Here is an 11,901-nt window from a genome sequence, read left to right on the forward strand (position 1 = left end):
ACTGAGTTTACTTAACGCTGACCATGCAAAATCATTGGTCTGTTTATTTTTTGAATGTTCTGCTGCTGTCACAATACATCCCAGGATTTCGGAATGTAAATCTCCCGGAATTTGTGAATCGCGTACTGGTCCGTCATCCCGGAGATGTAATCACAGACAACCCGCTCCGGTGTCTCGCCCTGCTCCAGCATCTTGCGGTATTCTCCCTTGAGAAGCTCCGGATGCCGGACGTAATATCCATACATCTCTGTCAGCATCCTGTCCACCTTAATCTCCTCGGACTTTGCCACCGGATTTGTGTATACATCCGCAAACATCAGCTTGCGGAAGGTCATCATCGCGTCATGGATCTGCTCCGACTGCCGGATATCATCGCGGTCCCGGCTGCTGGCGATCAGATCCATCACCAGTGTATTCAGCCTCTCGCGGGAAGTATATCCAAGTGTCATCCGCAACGTAATCGGAATATCGTCCTCGCTGATGATTCCCGCCCGCTGCGCATCGTCCATGTCGTGATGAATATACGCAATCTTGTCACAGATCCGCACGATCTTTCCTTCCAGCGTGTGCGGTGTCGTGCTCATCTGATGATTCAGAATTCCGTCCCGCACCTCCCAGGTGAGGTTCAGCCCCTCCCCGTTTTTCTCCAGCTTTTCCACGACACGGAGACTCTGCTCATAGTGACGGAACCCCGACGGACAGAGCCTGTTCAGAGTTCTCTCCCCGGCATGGCCGAATGGAGTGTGCCCAAGATCATGCCCCAGAGCAATTGCCTCGACAAGATCCTCATTGAGCCGCAGCGCCTTCGCTACTGTCCTGGAAATCTGCGATACCTCCAGTGTATGTGTCAGCCGCGTCCGGTAGTGATCTCCCTGCGGCGACAGGAACACCTGCGTCTTGTCCTTCAGTCTCCGAAAGGACTTGCAGTGCAGAATCCTGTCCCGGTCGCGCATGTAATCCGTTCGAACGGTATCCTCGCTGATCGGCCAGTCCCGCCCCCGCGTCTCCCGGCTGTGGGCAGCGTAAGGGCTCAGATCATCCAGTTCGTTTTCTTCAATCGCTTCCCGAATATTCATGGCTCTGCTCTCCAATCCTTCCAGTGGATGCTCCTTTCCCAAAATCTGCAGATATCATCGCCGCCACTTTCCCTTCCCGGAATCTCTGAACAGCCCAACTCGCTGCTCTCCTTCCCGCTCTCTGACTAGCCCAGCAGGAAAAATGCGTCTACTATATATTTACAACGGCAAAAAGGAATTTCCTTTTTTATTTTAAAAAAACATCTCTGGTACATTACCTTCCCCATCCGTCAAGAAAAACACCAACCCCTGGTGGATTGGTGCTGGTGCAGACTACTGATTTAAGCAATGCTGAGTCAGCCGACGATTATGCACAATTCTTGATTTTCGTAGCCTGACAAGCTTTAAATAGCTTTGACTGTGCGGCGATTCTGCCGAATTCTTGTTTTCCGTCGCCTGCGGACAGCAGCTACTGTTTATCCGCTCTGTCCTCTTTCTCCGCCGGATGCTCCACATGAAGCTTTATCTTTCCGACTCTGTGTCCATCCATCTCGAGAATCCGTATGGTCATATTCTCATAGTGGTAAACATCCCCGCGGGAGGGAACTTTTCCGGCGATCTCCAGAATCCATCCGCTCACGGTGATCGAATCATGCTCCCGCTCACATCCGATCTCATCGAAGAGCTTTTCAAGGTTTGCGGAACCCTCCACCACATAGTCGCTGTCCGTGATCTTCCGGATTTCCTGGACAATTTCGTCATGCTCGTCCCATATCTCGCCGACCAGTTCCTCCAGGATATCCTCCATGGATACGATACCGACCGTGCCGCCGTACTCATCGACCACGACCGCCAGGTGAATTTTTTTCTTCTGAAGCTCGCGCAGGAGCTCGTCGATCTTCTTGTGCTCCGTGATAAAGACCGTCGGACGTATGATGGAGTCGATCGTCCGGTCTGAGCCGAAAATCTTGTTATAAAAATCCTTTTCATAAAGGATTCCCGTGATATGGTCCATGTCCTCCCGGTAAACCGGAAGCCTCGAGTAGCCGGTCTGGGCAAAGATGTCCGCAATTTCCTGATTGGAGGTTCCATACTCCACTCCGACGATATCCACTCTCGGTGTCAGAATATCAACCGCCTCCTGATCCCGGAATTCTATTGAATTGCGGATCAGATCACTTTCCTCCTCACCAATGCCGCCACCGGTCTCCGCCTCGTCGACGATTGTCAGAAGCTCCTCGTCCGTAATCGCGCGGTCTTCCTCACCTTTAATGAGCTTCGCCAGAAACTTCTTCCACAGTCCGAAGAGAAAATTCACCGGCGTCAGAACTACAACGATACAGCTCAGAAGCGGGGCAGCCAGCATCGCCACCTGTTCCGGAAACTCCGACGCCATGCTCTTCGGCGAAATCTCGCCAAAAATCAGGAGCACCAGCGTCGTCACCAGCGTCGCAATGCCGGAACCCGCATCCTCTCCGAGCATACGCACGAAGAAAACGGTCGCCAGCGACGTCGCGCCGATATTTACGACGTTGTTTCCGACAAGAATCGTGGAGAGGACACTGTCATAACGGTCCAGCAGCTTCATGACAAGGATCGCCCGCCGGTCTCCTTTCTCCGCCATATTCTTGACCCGGATATGATTCAGCGAGGCAAACGCCGTCTCCGTCGCTGAAAAATAAGCCGACAATATTACACAAATTACGATAACCACCAGAGTACCGATATTTTTTTCCATATCTATCCTGCATTCATCCCCTCAAAAATCTCATTGTTCACGACATAAAACCCTTGCCCGGGCATTATTTCTGCCGTTCTTCGCGGTTCTTCTGGCCCCGGGCATTACCTCTGCCGTTCTTCACGGCTCTTCTGGCCCCGGCCATTACCTCTGCCGTTCTTCACCGGCCTTCTGACCCGGCTGATTCTGCTGTTTCAGCTTGCAGCAGTCCGGCACCTCGCCGTGAAATGCTTCCTTGTTCGAATCCGCCATACGCTTCAGCCACGCATTCCAATGATTTTTGATTCCGAAAAAAATACTCATATGACAAAAGCCATTTCCTTTCTTGATCGTTCGGATCTTCCTTCCTGAATTACGAATTCTCATAATATCTGAATTTTCCCTATTGCTGATATCTGGAAGTTCTTTTCTGCACGGGATTTCACCGTATTCCTATCATAGCACGGAAATCCTTTTTCGCAAGCCGGCATATCCTGAATTCCTGCCTGCTGTACCGGCAGGGCAGAACCTGTCTTGAATTATGCCTGGACAACTTTTATAATAATATGTACAAACAAAAAAGACTTTTTCCGGATTCACCGCGGGCGTTCGCGCACAATCACTCGGGAAAAAGTCGGATTCAAATGTATGTGGAGGGAATCTGATGGAAAAATCAAAGGTCTATTTTACCGACTTTCGTACACACACCAATGGCCCGAGCCTGCCGGGGAAGCTGGCGAAGCTGATCCGCAAGGCAGGAATCGGCAGCATTGATATGGACGGAAAGTTTGTAGCAATCAAGATGCATTTCGGCGAGCTCGGCAACATCTCCTATCTGCGCCCGAACTACGCGAAAGCAGTCGCTGACGTGGTAAAGGAACTCGGCGGAAAGCCCTTCCTGACCGACTGCAATACGCTCTATCCCGGAAGCCGGAAGAACGCGCTCGATCATCTGAGCTGTGCTGAAGGGAACGGTTTCAGCATGGCGACCACCGGATGCCACGTCATCATCGGCGACGGTCTGCGCGGAACCGATGAGGTGATTGTCCCGATCCGAAACGGTGAATATCTCAAGGAGGCATATATCGGCCATGCCATCATGGACGCCGACATCCTGATCAGTCTCACCCATTTCAAAGGTCATGAGGCGACCGGTTTCGGCGGAGCACTCAAAAATATCGGTATGGGATGCGGAAGCCGCGCTGGCAAGATGCACCAGCACAACTCCGGAAAGCCACATGTCATTGAAGAGCAATGCCGCGGCTGCAGAAACTGTGCAAAGGAATGCGGTTCCGATGCCATTTCCTACGAGAGCGGAAAGGCACACATCGACCAGGATATCTGCAAGGGATGCGGACGCTGCATCGGTGCCTGCAATTTCGACGCCATCGTAAACAACAACGAGGACGCCAACGAAATCCTGGGATGCAAAATCGCAGAATACTCACAGGCAGTCTGTGACGGCCGCCCGACCTTCCACATCAGCCTGATCACCGATGTATCACCGAACTGCGACTGCCACCCGGAGAATGACGCTCCGATTCTTCCGAATATCGGAATGTTCGCCTCCTTTGATCCGGTTGCCCTCGATCAGGCCTGCGTTGACGCTTGTCTCGCTGCCACACCGATCCGCAACAGTCAGCTCGGAGACAACCTCGCAAAACCGGACTGGCACCACTATCACGACCATTTCCTTGACAGCAACCCGAACGTACGCTGGAAGGAAACGCTCGAGCATGCCGAGAAGATCGGCCTCGGCAGCCGCTCCTATGAACTGATCACCATGAAATAAGGATCCGTCAATGATACTCTTGTAGTAACAACCAGGAAGGGATGCCTCGTGGTGATGACAGGGAAGCCGCATCCATGAAGCATTGACTTGCAGTGACAGATTTCCCGGATCCATCAAAAGGGTCCGGGAATTTTTTTGTCCTTTCACGCGTGACAGACCCGGGGCTGCTGCTGTGTGATACAGTGGATATTGCCGCCCCCATAAACGATCTCTCTGGTTCTGACACCGACCGTTTGCCGGTCCGGGAACATGGCAGCGATTTACCGAAGGGCCGCCTCGTCATTCGGGTCATCATACTGAGGCACGATCACCCCTCCATTTACAATCAGGAAATTCAGGTAAGACGCCGCGCAGAGTTCTCCGGAATTACGAGGAATCGCATGACCGCTGCTTTCTACTTCATAGTCTGCGGGAATACGGACCGGATACTTCGGACAGCAGACCGGATGTACCTTCAGTTTTCTTCCCCTGGCATCCCGCGACTGTTCCAGAACGCGAAGCGCTTTCTGTGATGCCTGATAAAACGGGCTGTCCGGGTTTTCTTCCCGGATGCATGCCACCTCCCCCGGACGGACAAAGCATGCCACATCATCAACATGTCCGTTTGTCTCCTCCGGATCAATCCCGTCCGGAATCCATATCACCTTCTCTGCCCCGAGATAGGCACAGAGCCGCTGTCCGATCTGTTCTTTTGTCAGCCCGGGGTTTCTCCCCTGACTCAGAAGGCACATTTCTGTCGTAAGAATAGTTCCCTCGCCATCCGTGTGAAAGGATCCACCCTCCAGAATAAAATCAGCGCGATACCGGTCAATCCCCAACATGTCGCAGATTTTTCCCGCAAGGGCATCATCCTGATCCCATGGCTGATATAATCCGTCCACATCGCCGCCATAAGCATTGAACCGCCAGTCACAGGCACGCAGTCCTCCCTTGTCATTGACGACAAACGAAGGGCCGGTATCCCGGATCCAGGCATCATCGGAAGACATCTCAATCACTTCCACATCCGGAACATTTAGGAACGCATTCTCTGCCCGCTCCATCTGATCTGGAGACGCGAGCATGCAGACCGGTTCAAACGCGGCAATTGCTCTTGCAGCATCGGCATAGGCTTTCTGCGCCGGAAGCGCATGCTCTCTCCAGTTATCCGGCCTTTCCGGCCATATCATCCAGATTCTGTCCTGTGGTTCAAATTCCCCCGGCATCCGGTACCCATCCCTTCCGGGAAGTGAATTTCTGATGAAACCCATCCTCTTTCCTCCTGATCCTGTTCGCAGTTCCATTTATCAGTGTACTGCAGTGACGATCCCACACTGCTTCACAGAGGAATAGAGCCTGCCGATTAACCCTTAAGCTTCGTCCACATGCTGTCCAGTGTCGCAATGGTGTCCGTATCCAGATTATCCACATATTCTCCTGCGGAAATTACGCTCTCCGGCGGATTTTTTGCTTCATTATCTGTGTAGTCTGCGCCCATCGCCTTTACCGCTGCCGTATTCGGATTCAGATACGGGAATTCCTTGGAAATTGCCTCTGAGGTTTCCGGCTCGAGGATGTAATTGATAAATTTCTCCGCAGCGTCCTTGTGCTTTGCGCCCTTCGGGATCGCCCAGTTATCCATGAAGACATACGCGCCTTCCTTCGGGAATACAATCTTAATGTCCGGATTTTCTTCCATGGCAAGCGCAATCTCCGCACTCCAGCAGAAACCGACCGTACAGTCGCCGCTGATCAGAGAAGATTTCGGCGAATCCGAATCGTACACCTTGATATTGTCCTTCAACGTCAGAAGCTTCTGTTCCACTTCCTTCAGCTTATCCGGATCTGTCTCATTCATGGAAAGCCCCATCGAGCGCTCGGTCATGCCGATCACCGCACGGTAATCGTCCAGTACAACCAGGGAATTCTTCAGAGACGGATCAAACAGATCATTGTAGCTGGTGATTTCCTTCTTGACCTTCTTCGTATTGACCGCGATTGCGGCAACGCCGCCCTGATACGGAACCGAATAGGTGTTGTCCGGATCATAAGACGGATTGAGATACTGCTCTCCGATATTTTTCAGATTGGTCAGCTTGTCCTTATCCAGCTTCTCCAGCATATCCTGGGAGATCATCTGCTTTACCATATAATCCGAGGGCTGGACGATATCATATGTGCCCTCCGCCTCCGCCTTCACCTTGGCGAGCATATCTTCATTGGAAGAAAACGTTGTCACATTCACCTTGATGCCGGTCTCTTTCTCGAAATTCTGGATGACACTGTCCGGAATATACTCTGTCCAGACAAAGATGTTCAAGCTGTCGGCGTCTCCGCCGGAGGAGCTCCCTCCGGAAGTGTTGATTCCGCATCCCGTAATCCCGACTGCCATAGCAGCCGCAAGTCCCAACGCAAGCATACTCTTTATTTTTTTCTTCATATCGATCTCTCCTTCCCTTACTCCCACATTGCTGTTTCAACTCTCCTTATACCACACGGAACACTCAGTGTTTTACCTTGTTCCTCCTGCGGTTCTTCCGGCTGAAAATACCACTTTGTGTCAGAATAACCAGCACGACAGTTCCGACCAGAATCAGCGTGCTCAGCGCGTTGACATCCGGCGCGACGCCGCTCTTGATGCTCTCCATCACCTTCAGCGGGTAGGTCTTTGTCGTACCGTTTACGAAGTAACTGATAATCACGTCGTCGATCGAAAGGGTAAATGCCAGCAGTGCTCCGCCCGCAATTCCGGGAGCAAGCACCGGGAACGTCACCTCGAAGAATGTCCGGATCCGATTTGCCCCGAGATCCATGCTTGCTTCCTCAAGTGAAATATCATAACCCGCAAGTCTCGATCTTACGTTAAAGATGACAAAAGGAACGTCAAAGGTTACGTGCGCGAGAATCAGCGTTCCCATGCCTCTGGGAATTCCGGTCCCGGCAAACATGGTCAGAAGCGATATACCAAGCACAATCTCCGGAATCACCACCGGAATGTACAGCAGCGCATCGATCAGCTTCTTCCCGCGGAACTTATAGCGGTACATTCCGATGGCACCGAGCGTGCCGACCGCGGTCGAGAGCAGGGTACTTACCACTGCAAGAAATATCGTATTGCCGAAGGAATTCAGGAGCGCCGCGTTCCGGATCAGTTCCCCGTACCAGTACAGGGAAAAACCTTTCCAGGACAGATATGGCTTCGTCATTGTCCCATTAAAAGAGTTGACCACAATAACCACTATCGGAAGAAACAAAAATGCATAGACCAGAAAGAGGAATATACCCTGACCGGGAGTGATCTCTCTCTTTTTTTCCTTCGCCATTACCTTTGTCTCTGTATTCATCAATCACACCCCCAGACTTTCCATGTCGCCTCCGAGCTTCTGATAAATCCGCACAAGCAAAAGCGTTACCAGAATCAGAATGATGGAGAGCGCAGCTCCAAGAGGCCAGTTGTTGCCACTCTGGAACTGTCGCTCAATCAGGTTTCCGATCATATCGGTGTTGCCTCCGCCGAGGATATCGGATACATAGAAGTATCCGAGCGCCGGTATAAAGACCATGATGCATCCGGAAAAAATACCGCTCGATGTCAGTGGCAGAATCACTTCAAAAAATGTCTGAACCTTTCTGGCTCCCAGATCTGCGGAAGCCTCCAGGAGACTGCCGTCCAGCTTCTCCAGCGCCGAATAAAGCGGCAGAACCATGAATGGGAACAGGCAGTACACCATGCCGAGTACTGTTGTCGCCGGATGATAAAGGAGATCCAGAGGCTCCTTTACCAGATGCACCTTCAGCAGAAAACTGTTCAGCCATCCGCTGTTTCCGAGAAATGTCTTCCATCCGTAGATCCGGATCAGTGAGTTTGTCCAGAACGGTATAATAACAAGCATGTAGAAAATATTTTTTCTCCTGCTTTTTGTTCTCGCAATGATCCAGGCAAAGGGAAAGGCAATCAGCAGCGCCAGAACCGTAGAAAGAAAAGCAATCAGCAGTGACTGCAGATATATTTTCAGATAATCCGGATCGATCAGTCTGATATAATTTTTGAAAGTAAACTGAAAAACAACATTATAATTCTCATCGATATTGCAAAAGCTGATGACAATGACGTAGATCATCGGTATCGCCACAAACAGAATCATCCACAGACTCACCGGCGCAACAGTGGTCAGTGCCGGCAGGATCCTTGAACGAAACCGCATCTTTTCTTTGCTTTTATCGCCCACACCTGTCACCTCCAAACACGAGCTCTGTGTTGCAATTTCGAAAACAAAATAACGACAGACACAAAATCATCTCCTCACACGATCGGCATATTCGGTTTCATATCATTATGACAGGGAATAAGGAATGATCTCCTCACACGATCGCCATATTATTCAGTGCATTATAGATGGTATTGTCACTGTTGTGGAGAAGCACCGCATCTCCTACATCCCAGGTGACATAGACAACCTCTCCTACCTTAGGCACTTCTTCGCCGGAGAGCCGTTCCGCCCGAACCTCGTTTCCGTTCGGAAGCACAATGTTGCATTTTAAAACCGAGCCGACATAGATATAATCCTTTACGATGCCCTGGAGTCCGAAGCTTCCGATGTCATCCTTGTAAAATCTGATTTTCTCCGGACGAACGGAAATCGTGACAAATTCTCCGTTACTGAAGCCATCCCCGTTCGCCTGCACAAATCCGTTCTCCACAGCAACCTCACATGTCCTGCCGGCGATTTCGACAATGCAGCCTTCGAAGATATTTGTTTCACCAATGAAGGTTGCGACAAATTTTGTCGCGGGATGTTCATAAATTTCAGAGGGAACAGCGACCTGATCGATAATGCCGTCGTGCATGACAGCAATCCGGTCGCTCATTGTAAGCGCCTCCTCCTGATCGTGTGTGACATAGATAAAAGTGATGTTCAGTTTCTTCTGAAGCCGTTTCAGTTCGAGCTGCATCTGCTTTCGCAGCTTCAGATCGAGCGCGCCGAGCGGTTCATCCAGGAGAAGCACCTTCGGCCGGTTGATCAAAGCTCTTGCGATCGCCACCCTCTGCTTCTGACCGCCGGACAGCTGTGCCGGGTAACGATCCTCGAATCCCTCAAGCTGCACCATGGAGAGCATCTCTTCCACCCGCTCGCGGATTTCCGGCTTTGGTACTTTTTTCATACGTAACCCGTAAGCTATGTTGTCGAAAATTGTCTTGTGCGGGAATAAGGCATAGGTCTGAAATACTGTGTTCACATCCCTCTCAAAGGGCTGCCTCGCTTCAATGCTTTCTCCCTCCACCCGGATGCTCCCGCTGCTCGGGATCTCAAATCCCGCAATCATCCGCAGTGTGGTCGTTTTGCCACATCCGGATGATCCGAGAAGCGTCAGAAATTCACCTGCCTTCACGTGAAGATTCATATCCTTCACGACGTGGTTGGTGCCGTATATTTTGTTTACATGATCCAGTTCAACAATATATTCGCTCACTCCGGTATCACCTCTTTAAAAAAAATGTATCTGTCCGGCCGCTCTGCGCGGCCAGGCCATAGGAGTACTTGGAACTGCTGTATAAATCCAGAGCGACTCATCTCTGCGCTACGGCCTTGGTAACCTCAGAGCGCCTCATCTCCACGTTCACCGGTACGAATACGGATTGCATCCTCGATCGGTCGGATAAAGATTTTGCCATCTCCCACATGATCCGTAGCCAGCTTATCCCGGACGGCCTCGATGATCGGCTCAACCTTCTTGTCCTCTACCACGATCTGAACGCGAATCTTCGGCAGCAGGTTAATGGTTGTCTTGAGCCCCTTCAGTTCCTTTACCGCGGTATCGGAGGCTCCTTTCTGCGTCCCGCAGCCCATAGCTGTGGAAATTGTCATACCTCCGCAATTCTCCTGATCCAGAATAGCCTTTACATCCTCGAGTCTGTCAGGTCTGATGATCATAACCAGTTCCTTCATATTTTTTCCTCCTTCCATTTCAAACACCTGTCAGACATGGTAATGTGCTCTTCGCGGATGATATCCCGCCGATGCGAATGGAACCTCACACGTCTGCGGCTCACTGTTCGCGTAAAAAAATAAGGGCGCACCGGGAATTCTTTCCCGATACGTCCTTGTATCATAAACAGTGCATGAATCATTTGCACAGACATGTAATACAAAAAAAGTATCCGACCATCGTTCAAGATGGCAGATACTTCATTGTACGTCCGACAAGTTTTCAAATTTCTTTTTCTTGAATTATGTATGCTATACTAGCAAAGAGGAATTCGTAAATCAATACTTTTCTTCAGGTATTTCCGGTATTTTCTAACAGTTTCGCAATACTTTCTGATAAATTCGCGGTGTTCTCTAACAGTTCTGTGGTACTTTCTAAACGGTTTGCGCGTTTTTAATTATATGCTATTCTACATTCGTCCATATACTGAGCGTATCGATAACCTTCTGTTTGTCCTCTTCACCCAGCTTCTCCACCATCCTGGATATCTTATGATCCAGAGAAGTTTTCCGGTATGCCGGTACTGCTCTCCCGACAAGCTCATCCAATGTGATCCCTGTTAAATCTCCGTAGTAGCACAGCACACGGAGAGACATCGCAGTTCTGCTGTTTTCCACGTTGCTGATATATCCGGGCGTCACATTCAGGGTTCTGGCAACATCCACCTGTGTCAGACCGTGTTCCTTTCTCAGTTTCTTCACTACCTGTCCGAGATTTGCGTATTCAAAATCACTTTGTTTGCCCATCCGACTGCACCTCTTCAACCATCTTTAGAAATATATTATGAACGGATGCAGTATCATAAAGGCGTCGACAGTGTTCATAGTATTATATTTTAAATGCCTTCGAAATCGCATTCAGTCTCTTGCGCATGCTTCGCGGCAGGCGGCCATTCTGCGTTTTCGAAGAGCTATTATTTTTTAATTGTATAAGAATACGGATTATTCCGTGCTTCGCACTCCCATAATCCTTATACAACGAGATAAAACACGCTGTGCGAGTTTTATCTCGCTATCGCGACGCTCGCCGCACACGAATACTTCGCATTCGGCTGCGGCTCACTGTTCGCGTAAATCAAAAAGAGCCTGCCGAAGCAGACTTTTCAGAAAATCAACACATACCTTCAAAACTGAACACACAAACTCTTCCCGGGAATCCGTCTCCGGATTCCCCCTTCCGTTCCAACTTATGCTTCAGGTCAAACCCTCGACCGATTAGTAACAGTCAGCTCCATGCCTTACGGCACTTCTACCTCTGCCCTATCAACCTTATCGTCTTTAAGGGGTCTTACTTCTTTACGAATGGGAGTTCTCATCTTAAGGGGGGCTTCACGCTTAGATGCCTTCAGCGTTTATCCCTTCCAGACTTGGCTACCCGGCCATAGACCTGGCGGTCTAACCGGTACACCA

The 11,901-nt window shown here is 50.4% G+C and carries 10 protein-coding genes, 1 rRNA gene and 1 pseudogene; 1 reads left to right on the plus strand and 11 read right to left on the minus strand.

The features are described 5' to 3' along the window. Positions 1–68: 68 nt before the first annotated feature. The 3 genes from ACTQZS_RS13470 to ACTQZS_RS13480 all read right to left on the minus strand — a co-directional run bounded on the left by ACTQZS_RS13470 (position 69) and on the right by ACTQZS_RS13480 (position 3,120). Complete coding sequence (locus ACTQZS_RS13470) at positions 69–1,076, minus strand: deoxyguanosinetriphosphate triphosphohydrolase (protein ID WP_441101425.1); 1,008 nt, start codon at positions 1,074–1,076, stop codon at positions 69–71. 409 nt (positions 1,077–1,485) lie between these two features. Then, complete coding sequence (locus tag ACTQZS_RS13475; RefSeq protein ID WP_441476265.1) at positions 1,486–2,754, minus strand: HlyC/CorC family transporter; 1,269 nt, start codon at positions 2,752–2,754, stop codon at positions 1,486–1,488. A 144-nt stretch (positions 2,755–2,898) separates the two neighbouring features. Beyond that, positions 2,899–3,120, minus strand: a complete 222-nt coding sequence (locus tag ACTQZS_RS13480) for an LDCC motif putative metal-binding protein (protein WP_441476266.1) — start codon at positions 3,118–3,120, stop codon at positions 2,899–2,901. Positions 3,121–3,397: 277 nt separating this feature from the next. Between ACTQZS_RS13480 and ACTQZS_RS13485 the strand changes: the two genes are divergently transcribed. Beyond that, complete coding sequence (locus tag ACTQZS_RS13485) at positions 3,398–4,525, plus strand: DUF362 domain-containing protein (RefSeq protein WP_441476267.1); 1,128 nt, start codon at positions 3,398–3,400, stop codon at positions 4,523–4,525. A gap of 143 nt (positions 4,526–4,668) precedes the next feature. Here the strand turns inward: ACTQZS_RS13485 and aguA are convergent. The 8 genes and pseudogenes from aguA to ACTQZS_RS13525 all read right to left on the minus strand — a co-directional run. Beyond that, positions 4,669–5,808: pseudogene (gene aguA, locus ACTQZS_RS13490) on the minus strand (agmatine deiminase). Between the two features lie 59 nt (positions 5,809–5,867). Continuing rightward, positions 5,868–6,944, minus strand: a complete 1,077-nt coding sequence (locus ACTQZS_RS13495; RefSeq protein WP_441476268.1) for a polyamine ABC transporter substrate-binding protein — start codon at positions 6,942–6,944, stop codon at positions 5,868–5,870. Positions 6,945–7,008: 64 nt separating this feature from the next. Further along, positions 7,009–7,848: an ABC transporter permease gene (locus ACTQZS_RS13500; protein WP_441476269.1), complete on the minus strand. Its 840-nt coding sequence runs from the start codon at positions 7,846–7,848 to the stop codon at positions 7,009–7,011. 3 nt (positions 7,849–7,851) lie between these two features. Continuing rightward, entirely contained in the window at positions 7,852–8,733 is an 882-nt protein-coding gene (locus ACTQZS_RS13505) for an ABC transporter permease (RefSeq protein ID WP_441476270.1), read from the minus strand. A gap of 133 nt (positions 8,734–8,866) precedes the next feature. Then, a complete protein-coding gene (locus ACTQZS_RS13510; protein WP_441476271.1) occupies positions 8,867–9,976 on the minus strand; it encodes an ABC transporter ATP-binding protein in 1,110 nt (369 codons plus the stop codon). A gap of 125 nt (positions 9,977–10,101) precedes the next feature. Further along, a complete protein-coding gene (locus ACTQZS_RS13515; RefSeq protein WP_441101415.1) occupies positions 10,102–10,452 on the minus strand; it encodes a P-II family nitrogen regulator in 351 nt (116 codons plus the stop codon). A gap of 444 nt (positions 10,453–10,896) precedes the next feature. Beyond that, on the minus strand, positions 10,897–11,238 hold the full coding sequence (locus ACTQZS_RS13520) for a helix-turn-helix domain-containing protein (RefSeq protein ID WP_441476272.1): 342 nt from the start codon (positions 11,236–11,238) through the stop codon (positions 10,897–10,899). A 448-nt stretch (positions 11,239–11,686) separates the two neighbouring features. After that, a 23S ribosomal RNA gene (locus ACTQZS_RS13525) occupies positions 11,687–11,901 on the minus strand; the annotation flags it as partial.

The sequence above is a fragment of the Bilifractor sp. LCP19S3_H10 genome (assembly GCF_052119185.1).
In the GTDB taxonomy this organism is placed as follows: domain Bacteria; phylum Bacillota; class Clostridia; order Lachnospirales; family Lachnospiraceae; genus Bilifractor.

Excerpts from the sequence above, each read along its gene's own strand:
- ACTQZS_RS13470 (WP_441101425.1), bottom strand. The coding sequence starts at position 1,076 with ATGAATATTCGGGAAGCGATTGAAGAAAACGAACTGGATGATCTGAGC.
- ACTQZS_RS13475 (WP_441476265.1), bottom strand. The coding sequence starts at position 2,754 with ATGGAAAAAAATATCGGTACTCTGGTGGTTATCGTAATTTGTGTAATA.
- ACTQZS_RS13480 (WP_441476266.1), bottom strand. The coding sequence starts at position 3,120 with ATGAGAATTCGTAATTCAGGAAGGAAGATCCGAACGATCAAGAAAGGA.
- ACTQZS_RS13485 (WP_441476267.1), top strand. The coding sequence starts at position 3,398 with ATGGAAAAATCAAAGGTCTATTTTACCGACTTTCGTACACACACCAAT.
- ACTQZS_RS13495 (WP_441476268.1), bottom strand. The coding sequence starts at position 6,944 with ATGAAGAAAAAAATAAAGAGTATGCTTGCGTTGGGACTTGCGGCTGCT.
- ACTQZS_RS13500 (WP_441476269.1), bottom strand. The coding sequence starts at position 7,848 with ATGAATACAGAGACAAAGGTAATGGCGAAGGAAAAAAAGAGAGAGATC.
- ACTQZS_RS13515 (WP_441101415.1), bottom strand. The coding sequence starts at position 10,452 with ATGAAGGAACTGGTTATGATCATCAGACCTGACAGACTCGAGGATGTA.
- ACTQZS_RS13520 (WP_441476272.1), bottom strand. The coding sequence starts at position 11,238 with ATGGGCAAACAAAGTGATTTTGAATACGCAAATCTCGGACAGGTAGTG.